The sequence below is a fragment of the Phaeobacter sp. JH20_37 genome (assembly GCF_048056015.1).
Classification (GTDB): domain Bacteria; phylum Pseudomonadota; class Alphaproteobacteria; order Rhodobacterales; family Rhodobacteraceae; genus Phaeobacter; species Phaeobacter bryozoorum.
Map to the genome: position 1 here is coordinate 267,468 of NZ_JAYMWW010000013.1, position 20,227 is coordinate 287,694.

The 20,227-nt window shown below is 61.5% G+C and carries 15 protein-coding genes and 1 tRNA gene; 7 read left to right on the forward strand and 9 right to left on the reverse strand.

What is annotated here, in order from left to right; translation table 11 throughout:
* Positions 1-60: 60 nt before the first annotated feature.
* From VWZ87_RS06135 to guaB, 3 genes are all read right to left on the reverse strand, one after another.
* Positions 61-2,370 (reverse strand): ATP-binding protein, encoded by a 2,310-nt coding sequence (locus VWZ87_RS06135; protein ID WP_340545533.1) that lies wholly within the window; start codon positions 2,368-2,370, stop codon positions 61-63.
* 93 nt (positions 2,371-2,463) lie between these two features.
* The gene (locus VWZ87_RS06140; protein ID WP_416535953.1) at positions 2,464-3,675 is read right to left on the reverse strand and encodes an RsmB/NOP family class I SAM-dependent RNA methyltransferase; all 1,212 of its coding nucleotides are present in this window, start codon (positions 3,673-3,675) and stop codon (positions 2,464-2,466) included.
* A 68-nt stretch (positions 3,676-3,743) separates the two neighbouring features.
* On the reverse strand, positions 3,744-5,192 hold the full coding sequence (gene guaB, locus VWZ87_RS06145) for an IMP dehydrogenase (RefSeq protein WP_340545531.1): 1,449 nt from the start codon (positions 5,190-5,192) through the stop codon (positions 3,744-3,746).
* 249 nt (positions 5,193-5,441) lie between these two features.
* Here guaB and VWZ87_RS06150 point away from each other — a divergent pair, with 249 nt between their 5' ends.
* From VWZ87_RS06150 to VWZ87_RS06165, 4 genes are all read left to right on the forward strand, one after another.
* Positions 5,442-6,617: a CaiB/BaiF CoA transferase family protein gene (locus VWZ87_RS06150; RefSeq protein WP_416535954.1), complete on the forward strand. Its 1,176-nt coding sequence runs from the start codon at positions 5,442-5,444 to the stop codon at positions 6,615-6,617.
* Between the two features lie 150 nt (positions 6,618-6,767).
* Positions 6,768-8,864 (forward strand): ASKHA domain-containing protein, encoded by a 2,097-nt coding sequence (locus tag VWZ87_RS06155; protein ID WP_416535955.1) that lies wholly within the window; start codon positions 6,768-6,770, stop codon positions 8,862-8,864.
* 87 nt (positions 8,865-8,951) lie between these two features.
* A tRNA-Gly gene (locus VWZ87_RS06160) sits at positions 8,952-9,025 on the forward strand.
* A gap of 135 nt (positions 9,026-9,160) precedes the next feature.
* Positions 9,161-9,637 (forward strand): acyl-CoA thioesterase, encoded by a 477-nt coding sequence (locus VWZ87_RS06165; protein ID WP_416535956.1) that lies wholly within the window; start codon positions 9,161-9,163, stop codon positions 9,635-9,637.
* 24 nt (positions 9,638-9,661) lie between these two features.
* Here the strand turns inward: VWZ87_RS06165 and pgl are convergent, their stop codons facing one another.
* The 3 genes from pgl to VWZ87_RS06180 form a co-directional block, all read right to left on the reverse strand.
* Positions 9,662-10,333: a 6-phosphogluconolactonase gene (gene pgl / locus VWZ87_RS06170; protein WP_416535957.1), complete on the reverse strand. Its 672-nt coding sequence runs from the start codon at positions 10,331-10,333 to the stop codon at positions 9,662-9,664.
* Positions 10,330-11,814, reverse strand: a complete 1,485-nt coding sequence (gene zwf / locus VWZ87_RS06175) for a glucose-6-phosphate dehydrogenase (RefSeq protein ID WP_416535958.1) — start codon at positions 11,812-11,814, stop codon at positions 10,330-10,332. The genes pgl and zwf overlap by 4 nt, the downstream gene beginning before the upstream one ends.
* Positions 11,815-12,092: 278 nt before the next feature.
* Complete coding sequence (locus VWZ87_RS06180) at positions 12,093-12,362, reverse strand: usg protein (protein WP_340545525.1); 270 nt, start codon at positions 12,360-12,362, stop codon at positions 12,093-12,095.
* 223 nt (positions 12,363-12,585) lie between these two features.
* Between VWZ87_RS06180 and gyrA the strand changes: the two genes are divergently transcribed.
* Both gyrA and VWZ87_RS06190 read left to right on the forward strand, forming a co-directional pair.
* Positions 12,586-15,318: a DNA gyrase subunit A gene (gene gyrA, locus VWZ87_RS06185; protein WP_416536301.1), complete on the forward strand. Its 2,733-nt coding sequence runs from the start codon at positions 12,586-12,588 to the stop codon at positions 15,316-15,318.
* A gap of 123 nt (positions 15,319-15,441) precedes the next feature.
* Complete coding sequence (locus VWZ87_RS06190; protein WP_340545524.1) at positions 15,442-15,792, forward strand: DUF6614 family protein; 351 nt, start codon at positions 15,442-15,444, stop codon at positions 15,790-15,792.
* Between the two features lie 94 nt (positions 15,793-15,886).
* Here VWZ87_RS06190 and VWZ87_RS06195 read toward each other — a convergent pair whose 3' ends face one another.
* The 3 genes from VWZ87_RS06195 to VWZ87_RS06205 form a co-directional block, all read right to left on the reverse strand.
* Complete coding sequence (locus tag VWZ87_RS06195; protein ID WP_416535959.1) at positions 15,887-17,356, reverse strand: carboxypeptidase M32; 1,470 nt, start codon at positions 17,354-17,356, stop codon at positions 15,887-15,889.
* A 2-nt stretch (positions 17,357-17,358) separates the two neighbouring features.
* Positions 17,359-18,507: a heme A synthase gene (gene ctaA / locus VWZ87_RS06200; protein WP_416535960.1), complete on the reverse strand. Its 1,149-nt coding sequence runs from the start codon at positions 18,505-18,507 to the stop codon at positions 17,359-17,361.
* Between the two features lie 91 nt (positions 18,508-18,598).
* Entirely contained in the window at positions 18,599-19,345 is a 747-nt protein-coding gene (locus tag VWZ87_RS06205; RefSeq protein ID WP_340545521.1) for an RNA methyltransferase, read from the reverse strand.
* A gap of 207 nt (positions 19,346-19,552) precedes the next feature.
* Here VWZ87_RS06205 and VWZ87_RS06210 point away from each other — a divergent pair, with 207 nt between their 5' ends.
* Positions 19,553-20,188, forward strand: coding sequence for a thiamine phosphate synthase (locus tag VWZ87_RS06210; protein ID WP_416535961.1), 636 nt, complete (start codon positions 19,553-19,555; stop codon positions 20,186-20,188).
* The last annotated feature ends 39 nt before the right edge of the window (positions 20,189-20,227 follow it).

The window sequence follows — 20,227 nt, forward strand, 5'->3', positions numbered from 1 at the left end:
CGCGGGCGACCGGCCAAAAGGGGCGGCAGACGCCACACCGGGCCGCTCCGGGGGGACTGCCTAGTGTAGCTGCTCATGGACGGTTTCGGTCAGCTGGTTCAGCGAGAAGGGTTTGGGCAGGAACACCGAGTTCGGCACCGATGGCTCTGCCTCGCCAAAGGCCCCCTCGGCGTAGCCCGAGACAAAGACGACGCGGGTGTCGGGCCGTGTCTTCAGCGCCTCACGCACCCAGCTCGGCCCATCCATTCCCGGCATCACCACATCGGTGACAAAGACATCAACGGTCAGACCCGGATCTTCGAGCGTGCGCAGCGCGTCCTCAGCGGATTCGGCTTCGAGAACCGTATAGCCGCGCATCCGCAGAGCCCGCGAGGCAAAGGCCCGCACCGGCGCTTCGTCTTCGACCAGCAGAACAACCCCCTCGCCGTGCTGTGCCGCAACCGGTTTGGCAGCTGGGTTCACGGTGACTGTGGCTTCTGGTTCGGGCTGCGTGTTGACAGGGAAGAACAGAGTGAACTGAGTCCCCTGATCCTTGATCGAGTCGACAAAGATGTAGCCGCCCGTCTGTTTGATAATCCCATAGGCGGTTGAGAGACCCAGACCGGTCCCCTCACCTGTCCGTTTGGTGGTATAAAACGGCTCGAACACCTTCTGCAGCTTATCCGGCGCGATACCGACACCCTCGTCGGAGACTTTGACTGTGACCCAGTCACCGGCGGGGACCACCGCACGGTTGCGCTCCAGCGGTTCATCCAGAACCACCGCTTCGGTCTCGATACGGATCTCGCCGCCCTGTGGCATCGCATCACGTGCGTTCACCACCAGGTTCATCAGCACCTGCTCCAGCTGCCGTTTGTCCGCGCGGATCGACCGCATCACCGGATCATGGCTGAGCGTCAATGTCACCTTCTCACCAACCAAGCGATTCAGAAGATGGGTCAGATCCGACAGGGTATCGCGAACATCCAGCACTTCGGGCTGCAGCGTCTGCTTGCGTGAGAAGGCCAGGAGCTGGCTGACCAGAGCGGCCGCGCGGTTGGCATTCTCGTGGATCTGGATCAGGTCGCCGAAATCCTGGTCGCCCTGATCGTGCCGCAGCAGCAGCAGGTCGCAATGCCCGGAGATGGCTGTCAGCAGGTTGTTGAAATCATGCGCCACACCGCCGGCCAACTGACCAATCGCCTGCATCTTCTGGCTTTGAACGAACTGCGCCTCAAGCGTCTTCAGCTCGGTGGCATCGTTCAAGACCGCAATCAGAACGGTCTCACCCTCTTCGATCACACGGGTGAGTGTCACCTGAACAAAGACTTCCTTGTCACGGCGGGTGAGACGCAGGAATTCGGATTTATGCGAGGCCTGGCCCTCGGCGGTATCGCGCAGCCAGTCCGACATCGGACGGCCAAGTCCATCCATCAGCTGGCCGATATTCAGGTTGCCGCAGGAGCTGATACCAAGCAGGTGCATCCCCATCTTATTCGCCGAAAGCAATGTTCCCTTGGGGTCCACCTTGACGAAGGGCACCGGCAAGCTCTCGAGCGAGGCCTGACCGACCGAGGCTTCGCTGGCATCCAGCTGCAGAAAATACAGTTCGCTCCGCCCCTGGCTGCGGTTCTTCTCGCAGACCAGAACCTCGATCAGCCCGCTTTTGGTGCTCATCGTGTTGATCTGCCCGGACAGCACCGGCAGCGAGGGGAAGAGACGATCAGTGGATTTGACCCGTTCCCCGATCAGGCTGCGTGCGGCTTCGTTCATGAACAGGACGGCGCCGGTCCGGCCAATGGTCAGCATCGGGATCGGCACCGCATCGGCGCCACGGCTGGTTGTTGGACGATCGGTGATTTCTTCGACCCGCCACAGGAAGCTGCCGCCCTGCATCTGATGGACCGCCAGCCGCACATGGCCGCGTCGCGTCACGATATCCTCGCGCGCTGCGCCATCGACACGCGCGCGGCTCTGCATCCGAAAGAGCACGGCCGAGGGATTGGCCAGGATGGACCGCAGCGTCCCTGCCAGCGTTTCGGTATCAACATCGGCAAAACGCTTGCGCGCGGCTCCGTTCGAAGCATGGATCATACCGTCATCGTCACAAACGAAGGTTGCGGTCGCATCCTTGTCGATAAAGCCGGTAAGAAGCGCTGTCGCCACCGCCCGTGCGCGCAGACGTGTGCGGGCCTGTATCAGCATCATCAGGGCCACCGCAATCAGCGTCAGGCCAACTGTGACCAGCCCGCGGGTGATCCAGTCCGGGGTCTGTAACAGCCAGGGCGCCGTGATGACCATGGCCGACAACAGCAAGACCGCCGCCAGACGAGCGTGTTCTGGCGTGTAGACGCGCAATTGGGGAACGGGTGAAGCTTGGCGACCGTTCATTGCGGCTCCCTCGATGAATTGATCTGCTTATATCGAGACGAATTAAGTTAAAACTGCGTTAAGAATGCAGCGTATGGCTTGCATATAGCGTGGTCAATCGTCGCCCAAACGGACCATCACGGCAACATAGAAACCGTCGGTTCCATTGTGGACCTGCCAGCCGTGATCCTGTTGCAACTGCCAGCCCGGATTCTCGGCCAGAAACCGATCCACCTGCGCGCGGTTTTCCACATCCAGCATCGAGCAGGTTGCATAGGCCAGCACACCGCCAGCGCCGACCAACTGGCTGGCATCGCCGAGGATCTGCGCCTGGATCCCGCAGAGCTCATCCAGTTTCCCCTGCGTGAGCCGCCACTTGCCCTCGGGCGCACGCCGCCATGAGCCGGAGCCGGAACAGGGCGCGTCGCAGAGCACCAGATCAAAGGGCGCGCGGGCTTCCACATCACCGGGCGCGAGCAACGTGATGGCGGCTCCGGCACGCGCAGCACGGGTCGGGAGATCCTTCATCCGCTGAGGCGCGATGTCATGGGCAAAGACATCCAGACTGGCCCGGGCCGCCATGGCCAGGCTCTTGCCGCCGCCGCCTGCGCAGAAATCAAGGACGCGCAGGCCATCCGCCAGCGGCAGTGCTTCGATCACCGCCTGGCTGGCAGCGTCCTGTAACTCGACCAATCCGTTTGTGTAGGCATCGCTGTTGCGCAGCTTGCGAGCGCCTTCGGTCACACAGAGGGCCGTGGCCGCCGCCGGATGTGGTTCAGCAAGGATGCCCTCTTCCGCCAGCCGCGCAATCGCTGCGGCCTGATCAGGATGGCTGCGGTTGACGCGCAGATGCACCGGGGCCCGCTCCTGCAATGCGCGTGCCGCAGTCTCGGCGGCGCTGCCAAGGCTGGCTTCAAATGCAGGCCAGAGCCAGTCGGGCATGTTCAGCTCTTCAGCCTGCCCCATCTGCGGCGCGGTCTGCAACAGCGCCTGTTCGGCAGCGTCCAGCGGCGCCGGTGCGTGGCCCACGCCGGTGAAGATATCGGCCGGATCAACCTCTTCTGCGCGTAGAGCCCCCAGCATCAGCTGTCGACCGGTCGTATTGCCGTCAGAGACGGGTGCAGCACCACCGCCACCACCAAGGGCTGCATAGGATCGCAGGCTGCGCAGCGCGTCAAAAACATGATCCCGCACCGCTGCCCGGTCCTTGGACCCCGCAAACCGGCTCCGCCGCGCCCAGGCCGTCAGCTCCTTCTCGGCAGGCTGTCCCGTCAGGATCTGATCAAGGATCTCAATCGCGGCCTGACGGCGGGCAGCCGGGGTCATACCCCGACCTCTGGGTGATGGCGGTTGGTCATTGCGACGATGGTCATCGGGGGATCTCCCTGGCTGGCTCAGCCAATACGGTAGTTCGGGCTTTCGCGGGTGATCTGCACGTCATGAACGTGGCTTTCCTTCAGACCAGCGCCGGTGATGCGAACAAATTCGCAGTTCTTGCGCATCTCGTCGACCGTGGCACAGCCGGTGTAGCCCATGGCGGCCCGCAACCCGCCAACCAGCTGATGGATCACCGCCCCGGCCGAGCCTTTATAGGCCACCTGCCCTTCGATGCCCTCCGGCACCAGCTTGTCGCTGGCCGCATCCTTCTGGAAGTAGCGATCCGCAGACCCCCGCGCCATTGCGCCAAGCGAACCCATCCCGCGATAGGATTTGAACGAGCGCCCCTGATACAGGATCACCTCACCGGGGGACTCATCCGTGCCCGCAATCATCGAACCGACCATCGCGCAGGACGCCCCTGCCGCGATCGCCTTGGCAAAATCGCCGGAGAATTTGATGCCACCGTCGGCAATGATCGGAATATCACCGGCAGCGCCTGCGCAATCCATGATCGCGGTCAGCTGCGGCACCCCGACACCTGCCACCATACGTGTGGTGCAGATGGAGCCGGGACCAATGCCGACCTTCACGGCATCCGCACCAGCATCAATCAGCGCCTTGGTTGCGGCGGCTGTGGCGACGTTGCCTGCCACGACCTGCACCTTGGAGGACAGCGCCTTGATCCGCTTCACCGCGTCGATGACGCCTGCCGAATGGCCATGGGCCGTATCCACAACGACGATATCAACACCTGCATCAATCAGCGCCTCGGAACGGGCAAAGCCGCTGTCGCCGACCGAGCTGGCCGCCGCGACACGCAGGCGCCCCAGATCATCCTTGCAGGCGGTGGGGTTCAAAACCGCCTGTTCAGTATCCTTGAGTGTCAGCAGACCTGTCAGCTTGCCAGCCTTATCGGTGACCAGCAACTTTTCGATGCGACGCGCCTTCATCATCGACTTGGCCTCTTCCAGCTCGGCCGGCTCATGCAGCAGCGCGAGATTGTCAGAAGTCATCATTACCGAAACCGGCGTATTGTCGTCAGTGGCAAAGCGCATATCGCGGTTGGTCACGATGCCAACCACACGGCCGTCATTGTCCACAACCGGGAAACCGGTGACGCGGTAGCGCTCCTGCAGAGCCTTGGCATCCGCCAGGGTCTGATCGGCGGTCAGGGTGATCGGGTTGTAGACGATGCCGCTCTCGAAGCGTTTCACGCGGCGCACCTGGCGGGCCTGTTCTTCCAGATCCAGATTCTTGTGAATGACGCCCATACCGCCGGCCTGCGCCATGGCGATGGCCATACGCGACTCCGTCACCGTATCCATGGCAGAGCTGAGCAGCGGTATGTTAAGGGAGATGCCACCGGTCACCCGCGTGCGGGTATCCGCAGTGCTCGGCAGAACGCTGGACGCAGCCGGTACCAGAAGAACATCGTCGAATGTGAGAGCCTCACGAATCTGCATTTGTCATCCCCATGCATAACCCCGTTTGGCGATGACCCTATGGCACAGAAGCCGAAGGGGGAAAAGAGGCCGAACCGGAAAATCGGAAGAATTGCGCGGGTTTCTCTTGCCGGTGACGAACGGCCCTTGGCGTGGCTCTACGCCCCGGCTGCGCATCCGCACACCCGTCGCCCGGCTGATCTGTATCAAGGCAGGCCCGCCGCCAATCCGCCACCAAGGGCGCGCGGACAGAGCAAACAGGAGACCCCGATGATTTACCCGCTATCCGGCATTGTTGTTCTTGACCTCACCCATGTTCTGGCAGGTCCCTATGCCTCGATGACGCTCAAGGATCTCGGCGCAAGGGTCATCAAGGTGGAGCGACCGGGCCTGGGTGATGATACCCGTGCATTCCCGCCCTTCAAGGACGGCGAAAGCGCCTATTTTGCCACCATCAACCATGGCAAGGAAAGCATCGCGCTGGACCTGCGCGCCGAGGAAGATCGCGGTATCTTCGATCAGCTGCTGAACGAGGCCGATGTGATCCTCGAGAACTTTCGCCCCGGCGTGATGGAGCGGCTGGGCTACGGCTGGGAGGCGTTGCACACCCGGTTTCCCAAGCTGGTTTATGGCGCCGTCTCGGGCTTTGGTCATAGCGGGCCGGACCGGCTGCGCCCGGCCTATGACATGGTGGTGCAGGCGCGCGGGGGGGTGATGTCGATCACGGGCGAGCGCGACCGCGAACCGGTTCGCGTCGGCGCCTCCATCGGGGATATCGCGGCTGGCATGTTTCTCTGTCAGGGGGTTCTGGCCGCGCTTTATGCGGTGCGCGGCGGCGCGACGGGGCAGAAAGTGGATATCTCGATGCTCGACAGCCAGCTTGCGCTGCTGGAACATGCAGTGGCGATCACCTCCGTAACGGGTCAGCCGCCGCGTCCTTCGGGCGCCCGCCATCCGTCGATCACCCCGTTTGAGACCTTTCACGCCAGCGACGGTTTGTTCGTGATTGCTGCCGGGAATGACGCGCTCTTTGCCACCCTCTGCACCGCGTTGGAACTGCCGCTGGCCAATGATCCGCGCTTTGCCGACAATCAGTCGCGCTGTGAAAATGCCCGTCTCCTCAAACGGTTGATCGAGGCGGTCACGCTGGATCAGCCGGCGAGCCACTGGATCGACCTGCTTCAGCGCGCAGGTGTGCCCACCGGCCCGATCCAATCGGTGGCCGAGGTAATGCAGGACCCGCAGATCCTGGCGCGCAATATGCTGGTGGATGTCTGCGACAAGGACGGCACACCGAGGTTCAAGGCCGCAGGCAATCCGGTCAAACTCTCCGAGCTGCCCGATGCAACGACCCGCAGGCCCGCTCCGAAACTGGACGAAGACCGGGCAGACATCCTGCGCTGGCTGGCTGCGACTACGGGCGAGTCTCCGGCACGGACCCCTTAGATCGCCGTGACGCCGCCAAAGGGGCGCCAGTTTTGAGCAAATGCGCTCAGAAATGACGCCCGGAGACCGCAAAATGACGCGCTCCGCCTTCCCTCGCGCAAAAAACGCCATATGCTCCGGCCAAACCGCGCAAGCAAGATAGGTACAGGCATGGCAAACGATCCCGTCACCGAGATCCCGACCGAGACCGCAACTGATCCCGCGTCCCATCCGCTGGTGGTCTTCACCCCCTCGGGCAAACGGGGCCGGTTTCCGGTTGGCACCCCGGTTCTCACCGCGGCCAGACAGCTCGGCGTCGATCTGGATTCGGTCTGTGGTGGCCGGGGCATCTGCTCGAAATGCCAGATCACGCCCTCTTATGGTGAGTTCTCCAAACATGGAGTCACCGTCGCCGATGATGCGCTGACCGAGTGGAACAAGGTCGAACAGCGCTACAAGGACAAACGCGGGCTGATCGAGGGGCGGCGGCTGGGCTGTCAGGCACAGGTGCAGGGCGATGTGGTGATCGACGTGCCACCTGAAAGCCAGGTCCACCGCCAGGTCGTGCGCAAACGCGCAGAGGCCCGCGAAATCACCATGAACCCCTCCACCCGGCTCTATTATGTCGAGGTGGAAGAGCCCGACATGCACAAGCCCACCGGCGATATGGAGCGGCTGATCGAGGCGCTGGACAGCCAGTGGAACCTGAAGGGGGTCAAAACCGACCTGCATATCCTGAGCGTGTTGCAGCCTGCCCTGCGCAAGGGCGGCTGGAAAGTCACGGTGGCCGTGCATCTGGGCGATGCGAACCACCCGCCCAAGATCATGCACATCTGGCCCGGCTTCTACGAAGGCTCGATCTACGGCCTTGCTGTTGACCTCGGTTCCACCACCATCGCTGCGCATCTGTGTGATTTGCAGACCGGCGAGGTCGTGGCCTCCTCCGGCATCATGAACCCGCAGATCCGCTTTGGCGAAGACCTGATGAGCCGGGTCTCCTATTCGATGATGAACAAAGGCGGCGATCAGGAAATGACCCGCGCGGTGCGCGAGGGCATGAATGCGCTGTTCACCCAGATCGCGACTGAAGCGGGTATTGACAAGGCGCTGATCGTCGATGCGGTCTTTGTCTGTAACCCGGTGATGCACCACCTGTTCCTTGGCATTGATCCGTTCGAGCTGGGCCAGGCGCCCTTTGCCCTGGCGACCTCCAATTCGCTGGCCCTGCGCGCAAGCGAGCTGGAGCTGAACATCCACCCCGCTGCCCGTGTCTACCTGCTGCCGTGCATCGCTGGCCATGTCGGCGCCGATGCCGCCGCGGTGGCGCTGTCGGAAGCCCCTGACAAATCCGAGGATCTGGTGCTGGTGGTCGATGTGGGCACCAACGCCGAGATCCTGCTGGGCAACAAGGAAAAGGTTCTGGCCTGCTCCTCCCCCACCGGGCCCGCATTCGAGGGCGCGCAGATCTCCAGCGGCCAGCGCGCCGCGCCCGGCGCCATTGAGCGGGTCGAGATTGATCCCGTCACCAAGGAGCCGCGGTTTCGCATCATCGGCTCTGAGCTCTGGTCCAATGAGGACGGTTTCGCCACGGCTGTCGCCACGACCGGGATCACCGGCATCTGTGGCTCCGGCATCATCGAGGCCATTGCCGAGATGCGACTTGCGGGCATTCTGGATGCCTCCGGTCTGATCGGATCTGCCGAACAGACCGGCAGCACGCGCTGCATTCAGGACGGGCGCACCAATGCCTATCTCCTGTGGGATGGCTCGGCCGACGGCGGCCCGACCATCACCGTGACCAACCCGGATATCCGCGCCATCCAGATGGCAAAGGCCGCGCTCTACTCTGGCGCGCGGTTGCTGATGGACAAATTCGGGATAGACAAGGTGGACCGGGTTGTCCTTGCCGGTGCCTTTGGCGCGCATATCTCGGCAAAACATGCGATGGTTCTGGGCATGATCCCGGATTGCCCGCTCGACAAGGTTACCTCGGCCGGCAATGCGGCAGGCACCGGCGCACGGATCGCACTCCTCAACACCGCTGCCCGCGCCGAGATCGAGGCGACCGTGCAGCAGATCGAGAAGGTCGAAACCGCTGTGGAACCACGCTTTCAGGAGCATTTCGTGAATGCCTCCGCAATCCCCAATTCCATGGAGCCATTCCCGATCCTCAACAGCATCGTCACCCTGCCGGATGTCAACTTCAACAGTGGCGGCGGTGACAGTGGTGACGACGGCGGACGCCGTCGCCGTCGGCGCCGTGGCTAGCGTCTGTTGACGGTTCAAATTTGCTGGTTGGAGGGCGGTTGTGCGCTTGACCCTCCCCGGCGAAACCGGTAATCAGCCCTTATTGGCGCGGGTATGGTGAAAAGGTATCACGGCAGCTTCCCAAGCTTTAGTTACGAGTTCGATTCTCGTTACCCGCTCCAAAATCTCCCAGATCAGCACACTGCGCCAAGCCATTGATATTTCGCTGGATTTTTCGGCGCGTGATTGGCATTTCCCACATAGTTACGCCGCAAGTCGACTTGCGACCTACCGCCATTCCTTCTACCGACAGGGCCATGGATCTTATTTTTCACACCCCGCTCAGCCCCGAAGCGCAACGCCATCACGGGCTGGAGACGCCGCAGCCGCTTGCCATGGCGGATCTGGTGCGGTTCTCTGAATTGGACATTCTGCACCACGTCAATAACAAGGCCTATCTGAGCTGGTTCGAAACCCTGCGCGTGGCCTATTATGATCGGTTTTTTGCGCCCCATTTCACGGGCATGCCCACGCCACGCAATGTATTGCGCAACGCCAATGTCCATTATGTCAAAGAGATGGTGCTGGATGAGAGCTATATCGCCACCGCCCGTGTGGTGTCGTTCCGGCGCACTTCATATGTCATGGAACAACAGATCTGGTCAGGCGATCTGCGTGCCAAGATGACAGGAGTCATGGTGCTGCGCTCGCCAAATGGACGCGCAGGCTATCCGCTCCCCGACAGTTTGCGCGCCGCCCTTATGGAGCAGGACGGCGCAGTCGCAGAGGCCTGAGCCATCAGCAGAAGGTCACATCACTTAAGGCGCCCAATGCACTGTCATTTCTGACAAAACCGCCTGAATCGGCGCCTCTTCGGGCGGCAGAGATTTCGCCCGTTCCAATGCCTCACGCTTGGCATCGCCATAAATCACCAGATGTTTGGCAATCGCAGCGTCCAATACACGCGCCGACAGGCTGACACGCGGTTCGGGCTGGCTGTCGGGCCGCATCACCGCCAAAATCGGCGCATCCGCAGCCAGAGCCTCGGCCAGCCCGGAGACGCCGGGAAACAGCGAAGCTGTATGCATGTCCTCGCCCATACCAAGCAGCACCACCGACAGCGGCAGATCCGGCTGGATCTGGCTTTCGACTTCGGCCAGCACCTCCTCGGGCGCGCGCGCGGGCACATGGAACGGCAGAAACGTCGCCGCAGCGGCGCGGTTGACCAACAGCCGTTCACGGATCATCCGGGCATTGGAACGCGCGCTGTCAGACGGCACCCAGCGCTCATCTGTCGCCATGAGGCGCACCCGCGCCCAGTCAATATCGGCAGCGCAGAGGTCGTCAAAAATCGGCGCAGGCGTGGTGCCGCCCGCAACGGCAAAAGACGCGCTGTCATGATGCAGCAGATGGGTTTTCAGGTCACCGGCCAGTTGATTGGCCACATCAATGGCCAGCATGTCCCGATCAGCATATTCGATAATATTCATGGGTTGATCCCCCGCCATTCCCGTTGATCGCGCCGCATCAGAAGATCCGCATCCCCCGGCCCGGTGCTACCGCTATCATAGGGTTTTGGCACATCTCCGCGCGATGTCCAGCCCGCAATGATGGGATCGGTCCAGGCCCAGGCCGCTTCGACCTCGTCGCCGCGCATGAACAACGTCTGATTGCCCCGGATCACATCGGTGATCAACCGCTCGTAAGCATCCGGCGCGCCGTCGATATCGGCCCCCAGCGCCTGGGCAAAGCTCATATCCAGCGGCACGTCGATCAACCGCATACCGCCCGGCCCCGGCTCCTTGATGGTCACCTTGAGGGTGATGCCCTCATCCGGTTGCAGGCGAATGGTCAGCAGATTGGCATGGCGCCCGGCATCAGCACCAAAGATCGAATGTGGAGCATCCTTGAAAAACACATTGATCACCGAGGATCGCGCCACGAGCCGCTTGCCGGTACGCAGATAGAACGGCGTGCCTGCCCATCGCCAATTGCTGATATGCGCCTTCAGCGCCACATAGCTTTCGGTGGTCGAGCGCGGATCACCGGCGGTTTCGCGATAGGAAAGATCCGCGCCCGGCTCCGCCCCCTCAACAGAGGTATATTGGCCGCGCACGATATGGTGCGGCTCCACCGGTTCCAGCGCCCTGATCACCTTCAGCTTTTCGTCACGTACTGCGTCGGGATCAAACTTCGCCGGAGGCTCCATCGCAATCAGGCAGAGCAACTGCATCAGATGGTTCTGCATCATGTCACGCATCGCGCCGGATTTGTCGTAATACGACTCCCTGCCGCTTACGCCCACCGATTCAGCCACTGTGATTTGAATATGATCAACATACTGGCTATTCCACAGAGGCTCAAAAAGCATATTGCCGAACCGGATCGCCATCAGGTTCTGCACTGTCTCTTTGCCCAGGTAGTGATCAATCCGGTAGATCTGGCTTTCATCGAAATGGCTGGCGAGCGTACGGTTCAGCGCCTTGGCCGAGGCAAGATCATGCCCGAACGGCTTTTCCACCACGATTCGGGTGTTATCATCGGCCAGTTCATGGGCCCAGATCTGTTCGGCCAGCGGTGCAAATAGCGTTGGCCCGACGGAAAAGTAGAACACCCGCACACGGTCCGTCGTCGGCCGGCCCAATTGCTGCGCCAGCGCGCGCCAGCCTGCTGTCTCCGTGGCATCAATGGCAAGATAGTCCAACCGCGCCAGAAACCGCTCAAGCTCAGCGGCGCGCATCGCCAGATCTGTGGCGCCGCTCTCATCCTGCAAGGCGCGGCGGACCAGATCGCGATACCCGTCACTGCCAAGGTCGCCCCGCGCCGCGCCCAGAATACGGGCATCCTGTGGCAGCTGGCCCGCGCAATGGCGCCGGAACAAGGCGGGCAGAATCTTGCGCTGCGCCAGATCACCGGTACCGCCAAATATGACCAGATCGAAGGCCTGAACCGGAATAACACGAGAAACCATGATGCGCCTTCTCTCACCCCTGAGATTCCACGCCGCGGTGAGATGCGCCTCAGGCACATGCACGCGGCCGCAAACCGTCACCGAAGCGGGCGCCAACCAGCTGGGCCCACCTGTTTTCGGTTCTATTCGGCGCCAGTATAAGCAGTTGTCAGTGAAAGAAAACAGCTCTCCGGCACGCCCAAGTGACAGCAGCACAGCTGGAGAGCGGCCGCAGGTAAGATGGCTCAGCTCTGCTCAGCCCCCAGCGTCTTCACCGGGGACCGCGCAATGGGGCGCTGTTAGTGGATCTGCAACACGCCTTTGACGTGGCGCCACTCTCCGGGGCTGATCATCTTGCGATGGGTAAATCGGACAGAATGAAGCGGGCCGTCGATCTCACGGTGCCAGAATTCAATGAATTTGAACAATCGAGGATGGTCCGGTGCAAGATCATAATCCTGCCAGATAAAGGTGTTCAGGACATGGGTGTGATCCGGCATATGATAGGTCATCTCTGCCGTGGTCAGACCGTAGCCCTTCAGCATCAGTTCGGTTTCGCTTTCCTTCATTTCAGGTCTCCCCTTCGGATCCCCCCATTCCACACTAGCACGCAATGGGTTAATTCTGAACGAATACAGCTCCTTGCCCAAAAACATCGGTCATTGACCGGGTGAAAACCCCTGCTTGCTTGCGCCTTATATGCCCTGTCTGTTAAGGTGCTGACACAATATATAGACCCAATAATAACAACGGGCAGCCAACGTGAACGATACGCCGGAAACTCCTGAAAACATGGACGAAAACAAACCCGCAAGGCCCAAATACGACGGCCCGACGGTGTCCATCGAATCCGAGATGCGCACATCGTATCTCGATTATGCGATGTCGGTTATTGTCAGCCGCGCCATTCCCGACCTGCGCGATGGTCTGAAACCGGTTCATCGCCGGATCCTCTACGCCATGCATGAGGTCGGAAACTCGCATGACAAACCCTATCGCAAATCGGCGCGTCCGGTTGGTGATGTCATGGGTAAATACCACCCCCATGGTGACTCCGCGATCTATGACGCGCTGGTGCGAATGGCGCAGGATTTCTCCATGTCGCTGCCGCTTCTGGACGGTCAGGGCAACTTCGGCTCGATGGACGGCGATAACCCGGCGGCCATGCGTTACACCGAGGTGCGGATGGACAAACCCGCAGCCTCGCTGCTGGCGGACATCGAAAAAGAGACCGTCGATTTTCAGGACAACTACGATGGCAAGGACCGTGAACCCACGGTACTGCCCGCGCGTTTCCCGAATATGCTGGTCAATGGCGCTGGCGGTATTGCCGTCGGCATGGCCACGAATATCCCTCCTCACAACCTCGGCGAGGTAATCGACGCCACGCTTGCGCTGATCGAGGATCCCGATCTGACCAGCGAGCAGCTGATCGATTATATCCCCGGCCCCGACTTTCCGACCGGCGCGCTGATGCTGGGTCGCTCCGGTGCCCGCAAGGCCTATCTTGAGGGGCGCGGCAGCGTCATTATCCGTGCGAAGACGCGGGTCGAGGAAATCCGCAAGGACCGCTATGCCATTGTCGTGGATGAGATTCCCTATCAGGTGAACAAGGCCGCGATGATCGAGAAAATCGCCGAGCAGGTGCGCGAGAAGAAGATCGAGGGCGTCGCCCACGTGCAGGACGAATCTGACCGCAACGGCGTGCGTGTGGTCGTGGAACTGAAGCGCGATGCCACCGCCGAGGTGGTGCTGAACCAGCTCTACCGGTTCACGCCGATGCAGACGCATTTCGGCTGCAACATGCTGGCGCTGAACGGTGGGCGTCCCGAGCAGCTGACGCTGCGCCGGTTCCTGACCTCCTTCCTTGATTTCCGCGAAGATGTGATTGCCCGGCGCACCGCCTATGATCTGCGCAAAGCGCGTGAACGCAGCCATATTCTGTGCGGCTTGGCGGTTGCTGTCTCCAATGTGGATGAGGTGGTTGCGACCATCCGTGCCTCTGCGGATGCAGCCGAGGCGCGGCACAAGCTGATGACCCGGCGCTGGCCGGCCGCAGATATTGCGCCCTATATCCGTCTGATCGACGACCCGACCCATACGATGAATGACGATGGCACCTATAACCTCTCCGAGGTTCAGGCCCGCGCCATTCTGGAACTGCGGCTGCAGCGTCTGACCCAGATCGGCGTCAAGGAAGTCACCGACGAGCTGGAACAACTGGCGGGCAAGATCAAGGAATACCTTGAAATTCTCTCCTCGCGTGAGCGGATCCTTGGCATCATCTCCGACGAGCTGCGCGAAGTGCGTGACAATTTCGCGGTTCCCCGTCGCACCGAGATCGTCGACTGGTCCGGTGATATGGACGACGAAGATCTGATCGAACGCGAAGACATGGTCGTGACGATCACCAGTGGCGGCTATATCAAGCGGACCCCGCTTGCCGATTTCCGCGCGCAGAAGCGCGGCGGCAAGGGTCTGTCAGGGATGCAGACAAAGGAAGAGGATGTTGTCACCAACCTTTTTGTCGCCAATACCCACACGCAGCTGTTGTTCTTCACCACTGATGGCATGGTCTACAAGCTGAAGACCTGGCGTCTGCCACAGGGCGGCCGTACCTCAAAAGGCAAGGCAATCGTCAATATCCTGCCGATCCCCACCGGGGTGTCCATCGCGGCGATCATGCCCGTCGATGTGCCGGATGACGAATGGGAAAACCTGCAGGTGGTCTTTGCCACCAGCGGCGGTGACGTGCGCCGCAACCGGCTGTCGGATTTCACCAATGTACGCCGCAACGGCAAGATTGCGATGAAGCTGCCCGAGGATGGCTCGGTCAAGCTGGTCAATGCCCGGATCTGCTCCGAAGATGATGACGTGATGCTGTTCACCGACTCCGGTCGTGCGATCCGCTTCCGCACCACTGATGTGCGGGTCTTCAACTCACGTGAATCGACCGGTGTCCGTGGCATCCGCCTAACCGGTGATGACCATGTGGTGTCGATGTCGGTAATCCGCCATTTCGAAGCCTCGCCCGAGGAACGCGCCGCCTATCTCAAGATGCGCCGCGCGGTGGCAGGTCTGACCGATGATGGCGAAGGTGACGAGGAAGAGGCCGTCGCAGGCGCCATCAGCCAGGAGCGCTATGCCGAGATGTCGGCCTCCGAGAACCTGATCCTGACCATTACCTCCGGCGGCTCGGGCAAGCTCAGCTCCAGCCATGATTACCCGGTGCGTGGCCGCGGTGGCATGGGTGTCACCGCAATGGACAAGGCGATGCGCGGCGGTGCCATTGTTGCCTCCTTCCCGGTTGAGATGGATGACCAGATCATGCTTGCCACCTCCAAGGGGCAATCGATCCGGGTGCCGGTTGATGGCATTTCCTTCCGGTCGCGCTCCGCCGGTGGCGTGCGGGTGTTCAACACTGCCAAGGGCGAAGAGGTTGTCTCGGTTGCCTGGATTGCCGAGCAATCCGACGATGACGACGATCTGCCAGACGCGGATACCGCCGCCAGCGCAGAGGCCTGATCCCGCCCGGGATCATCTGCCAAAACTTCAAAACGCCACCCTCGGGTGGCGTTTTCGTTAATCAAAACCTAAGCAGTGTCTGTCATTCTTCCTCCCACAAACGCCATCGCGAAGGGAGGCACCATGAACCTCTATCACTGCTCGATCGACCTGCATCATGAGGCCAAGGCGCTTGCCTTTGCCAACGCCGTGGACCAATGGATGTCTTATCTGCGCGAGCGTGAGGTGATCCAGGGCTGGCGCCTGCTGCGCCGCAAGCTGAACCTCGCCAGCGACAAGCACCGGGATTTCCTGCTGGAAATCGAATTCGCCAATATGACCCAACTGGATCAGGCGTTTCGGGTGCTGGGCGAATTGGACGAGCATGTCGAGCGGCTCTACGCAAATGTGAATGCGCTGATCGCCTCGGCTGATTTCGGGCTTTATCGCCCCTTCCCCGATCCCGAACGTGCCGAGCGGATGGCGCTGATCTGACTGGCAGGACTCCGGCCGGAACAGACAAATAAGCCCCCGCCAGTTTCCGGCGAGGGCTTTGAATTACTGCTCAGGATCTTGAACCAATGCGCGCTTACAGCCCGTAGAGCGCGCCGAACTTCTGTTCCAGATAGGACAGCAACGGCTCCGGGCTGGGCGCCATGCCCGCAGCATGAGTGATCGTCTCGACCGGGCTACGCAACCCGCCATGGGTCTGCAGGTTGTCCCGCAGCCAGCTGGTTGCCGCTACGGTATCACCCGTCGCCAGCTGCGCGTCCAGATCCGGCACTGCCTGACGCAGCGCGTCATAAAGACAGCCGGCATAGACATTGCCCAGCGAATAGGTCGGGAAGTATCCAAACAGCCCCACCGACCAGTGCACGTCCTGCAGGCAGCCGTTGGATGGCTTATCAACGGCATAGCCAAAATCAGCGGCAAAACGGTCGTTCCAGGCTGCTTCCAGATCCTTAACCTGCAAATCGCCGGACATCAGCGCCCGTTCCAGATCAAACCGCATCATCACATGCAGGTTATATTGCAGCTCATCCGCCTCGGTGCGGATATAGCCGTTATGCACCGCATTCACGGCCGCATAGAAGGCATCAGCATCCGCAATGCCGAAATCACCAAACTGCAGCACCATCTGATCGAACAGCCAGCCGGTGAAGGCACGGCTGCGGCCCAGCTGGTTCTCGTAGATCCGGCTCTGGCTTTCGTGCACCCCCATCGACACGCCACGCCCCAGCGGCGTGAACAGATAGGCATGGTCAATGTTCTGTTCATAGGCGGCATGGCCCACTTCATGGATGGTCGAGTAGAAGCAGTTGAACGGATCCTCATCGCTGGTGCGGGTGGTGACGCGCACATCAAGCCCGCTGCCGGAACAGAAGGGATGCACCGCCTTGTCGACCCGGCCGTGGCTCATCTGATAGCCGAAGGTCTCGGCCAGCGTGGTGGTCAGGGCCATCTGTTTATCGGCATCGAAATGACCGCTGACGCCTTTGGGCGCGGGGCGGTCCAGCACGCGGGCGCGCAGCTCCACCAGGCGCGGGCGCATGGCATCAAACAGCGTCGCAATTTCCGCCCCTGTGGTGCCGTGTTCATAATCCGCAACCATCGCGTCATAAACATCGCCCCCGGCGGCGAGTGCCTGCCCCTCGTCGCGCTTCAGGGCAACCACCTCTTCCAGCACGGGCAGGAAGGCTTCGACATCCTCGGCGGCACGGGCAGCCGCCCATTTGCCCTGCGCCTCGGAGGTAACGCGGGCGATACGTTTGGCGAGATCTCCGGGCACTTTCACGGCGCGCTCGTAGCTGCGGCGGATCTCGCGCAGCTGGGCGGCACCGATCTCATCGGGCGCCTCGGCCTGCTCCAGCCAGTCAGCGACCTGCGGATCAGAGCGGCGGGCGTGCAGCACAGCCTCGATGGCGGCCATTTCCTCGCCCCGCTGAGGCGCGGCACCGCGCGGCATCATCGTCTCCTGATCCCAGCCCAAACGGCCGGCAATCTGGCCAAGCGCCTGGGTGTCACGCTCATAGGCCATCAAATCGTCAAATGCGCTCATTCTCAGTGATCCTTAATCGAAGTTGCAATCGGATAGCCCGACAGATACCGCGCCCTGAGGATCAGGACCCAGAGGCAAACAGCCATCAACTGATGCAGGATCGCAACCTGCCAGGGTGCGGCATAGAGCACGGTGACAATACCCAGAACCATTTGCAACAGCAGCGCCGCAAAGACCGCGTTAAAGGCAAAGCGCGTCCGCGGATGGGCGCTGCCCCTGCCCCGCAGCCAGACAACAACGCCAAAGGTCAACAGGAGATATCCGCTGACGCGGTGAATGAACTGCACAAGGCCGGGGTTTTCAAAGAAATTGGTCCAGAGTGGCTCCAGCATGAAGGGCTGCGGCGGCAGGATCTGCCCCCCCATCAGCGGCCAGTCGGTGTAGGAACGGCCCGCATCAATACCGGCAACCAGGGCGCCCAGAAGGATCTGCAAGAAGCTGAAATGCAATAGCCCGGTCGACAGGCCGAACAGCTTGGTCTCCTTGGCGCGACGCGCCTGCATCAGATCGCGATCCTCGCGCCCCAGCAGGAACATATACCAGGAAATGAACCCCAGAATGACAAAGGCGAGCCCCAGATGCGTCGCCAGCCGGTAAGAGGCAACCGAGGTCATGCCTTCACCCTGCGTGACACCCGATTCCACCATCCACCAGCCGATCGCGCCCTGCACGCCGCCCAGAACACCCAGTAGCGCCAGACGTCCGGTCCAGCCGACCGGGATCTGCCGCGCCAGCGCAAAACCTAGGAACCCCAGCGCCCAGACCAGACCAATAACGCGGCCCAGTTGGCGATGGCCCCATTCCCACCAGTAGATTTCCTTGAAGTCGGCCAGCTGCATCCATTGGTTGGCAATGCGCCACTGGTCGATTTCCTTGTATTTGTCGAACTCCGCCTGCCAGTCTGCCTCGGTCATGGGGGGGATCGCGCCGGTGATCGGCCGCCATTCGGTGATCGACAGACCGCTGTCGGTCAGGCGCGTCAGCCCGCCCACCACGATCATTGCCACCACCAGCGCAAAGAGCACTGCAAGCCACGCGCGGATTGCCCCCCTTGCGCCACGGCGGGCACGGTCGATGCCGCCCGGTTGCGCCTGCGGGCGCTCCTGCGGCTCATTGCCGGACACCTCTTCGAAAATGCTGCGCTTGCTCATGCTTGCCTCTTCCAATTTCCCGTCAAGCTAGGCCGCAGACGCGACCCCGTCCAGTGGGCGACTATGGCGCAAATCGGCCCGAAGTCGCGTCTCAGTCGCGTTTTTCTTTCCAGCGGACCATCTGTCGCATGATCCCGTGCAGCATCTGCACATCGGCGCGGGTCAGCGGCATCCGGCTGAACAGGTTGCGAAACACCGTCTTCATGCTTGGGGCCTTGTCCGGCGGAAAAAAGAAACCAGCCTCGTCCAGCCGTTCCTCATAGTGATTGACCAGCGCATCAACATCGCCATGAGTGGCCCAATCCGATTTGCCAAGGTCGGTCACAACCGGCATCACCTCAGTCACCTGCCTGCGCCATTCATAAGCGGTGAGCAGGACGCATTGACCAAGGTTGAGCGAGGCGAAATCCGGGTTCACCGGAACCGATATGATGGCATTGGCTCGGGCGATGTCCTCATTCTCAAGGCCCGCCCGTTCGGGTCCGAACATCACGGCCACCCGTTCGCCAGCTGCAATTTTCTCCGCAGCCAGCTTCATCGCCGCCTCGGGGCTGTAGACCGGTTTGGTCAGCTCACGCGGGCGCGCCGTCGTCGCAAAGACAAAATCGCAATCCGCGATGGCGCCTGCCAGATCTTCGGCCAGCTGCGCCTCATCCAAGAGCCGCCCAGCACCAGAAGCCATGGCCACCGCCTTGGGGTTCGGCCAGCCATCGCGCGGGGCCACGATGCGCATCCGGTCCAGCCCGAAGTTCCACATCGCCCGGGCGGCGGCGCCGATATTCTCGCCCATCTGCGGGCGCACGAGGACAAAAGCGGGTTGAGGGGTGTCGCTGGGCATCCGTTTCTCCAAAAAATCTGCTCTGCTCTAATCGGCGCGGGCCTGATGGGCAAGGCTCGGTCGCGGGACTTCTGTGCAAACGCTGCTATATTCCCGCATAATGAGCGTAGCATCACACGGAAATATCCCACCCGGGATGTCGCCAAATCCTTGCGTCCAGTGGCAGATGCGCTAAACACCGACAACCACTGAACAGGAGCCCTCCCGATGGACAGCCCCGCTGACGCCCCCGAAACGCCGCAGATCTATCTGACGACACCTCCCAGTTTTGAGCTTGGCCGGTTTCCCGACCAGCTGGCGCGGGTGCTGGATGAAGTGGAGATCGCCTGCGTCCGGCTGGAGCTGGCCAGCCGCGATGAGGACACACTGAGCCGTGCCGGCGATGCGCTGCGCGCTGTCGCCCATGCCCGCGATGTGGCGATTGTGATCACCGATCATCAGATCCTCGCCGAGCGTCTCGGCCTTGACGGCGTGCATCTCTCCGATTCAGCCCGCCCAGTGCGCGCCGCGCGCAAGGCGCTTGGCGCCGATGCCATTGTCGGCAGTTTCTGCGGTGCCTCACGCCACGACGGGCTGACCGCCGCCGAAGCCGGCGCTGATTACGTCAGCTTTGGCCCGATTGGCACCTCCGGGCTTGGCGATGGCAATCAGGCGCAGAAAGACCTGTTTGAATGGTGGTCGCAGATGATCGAAGTGCCCGTGGTCGCCGAAGGCGGGCTGACCGTTGATCTGGTCAGTGATCTGGCACCCTATACTGATTTCTTCGGTATCGGCGATGAGATCTGGCGCGAGGAAGATCCTCTGGCGAGTCTGCGGCAGCTGATGGCCGCAATGGAAGGCTGAGACCGCCCATTTTGTCTGGCCAAGGCCACATATCAGAAA

Coding starts and splice junctions, on each gene's coding strand:
- VWZ87_RS06150 (WP_416535954.1), top strand. CDS start 5,442: ATGATTTACCCGCTATCCGGCATTGTTGTTCTTGACCTCACCCATGTT.
- ctaA (WP_416535960.1), bottom strand. CDS start 18,507: ATGAGCAAGCGCAGCATTTTCGAAGAGGTGTCCGGCAATGAGCCGCAG.
- VWZ87_RS06165 (WP_416535956.1), top strand. CDS start 9,161: ATGGATCTTATTTTTCACACCCCGCTCAGCCCCGAAGCGCAACGCCAT.
- guaB (WP_340545531.1), bottom strand. CDS start 5,192: ATGCAGATTCGTGAGGCTCTCACATTCGACGATGTTCTTCTGGTACCG.
- VWZ87_RS06190 (WP_340545524.1), top strand. CDS start 15,442: ATGAACCTCTATCACTGCTCGATCGACCTGCATCATGAGGCCAAGGCG.
- VWZ87_RS06205 (WP_340545521.1), bottom strand. CDS start 19,345: ATGCCCAGCGACACCCCTCAACCCGCTTTTGTCCTCGTGCGCCCGCAG.
- VWZ87_RS06155 (WP_416535955.1), top strand. CDS start 6,768: ATGGCAAACGATCCCGTCACCGAGATCCCGACCGAGACCGCAACTGAT.
- VWZ87_RS06210 (WP_416535961.1), top strand. CDS start 19,553: ATGGACAGCCCCGCTGACGCCCCCGAAACGCCGCAGATCTATCTGACG.
- pgl (WP_416535957.1), bottom strand. CDS start 10,333: ATGAATATTATCGAATATGCTGATCGGGACATGCTGGCCATTGATGTG.
- VWZ87_RS06135 (WP_340545533.1), bottom strand. CDS start 2,370: ATGAACGGTCGCCAAGCTTCACCCGTTCCCCAATTGCGCGTCTACACG.
- VWZ87_RS06140 (WP_416535953.1), bottom strand. CDS start 3,675: ATGACCCCGGCTGCCCGCCGTCAGGCCGCGATTGAGATCCTTGATCAG.
- VWZ87_RS06195 (WP_416535959.1), bottom strand. CDS start 17,356: ATGAGCGCATTTGACGATTTGATGGCCTATGAGCGTGACACCCAGGCG.
- gyrA (WP_416536301.1), top strand. CDS start 12,586: ATGGACGAAAACAAACCCGCAAGGCCCAAATACGACGGCCCGACGGTG.
- zwf (WP_416535958.1), bottom strand. CDS start 11,814: ATGGTTTCTCGTGTTATTCCGGTTCAGGCCTTCGATCTGGTCATATTT.
- VWZ87_RS06180 (WP_340545525.1), bottom strand. CDS start 12,362: ATGAAGGAAAGCGAAACCGAACTGATGCTGAAGGGCTACGGTCTGACC.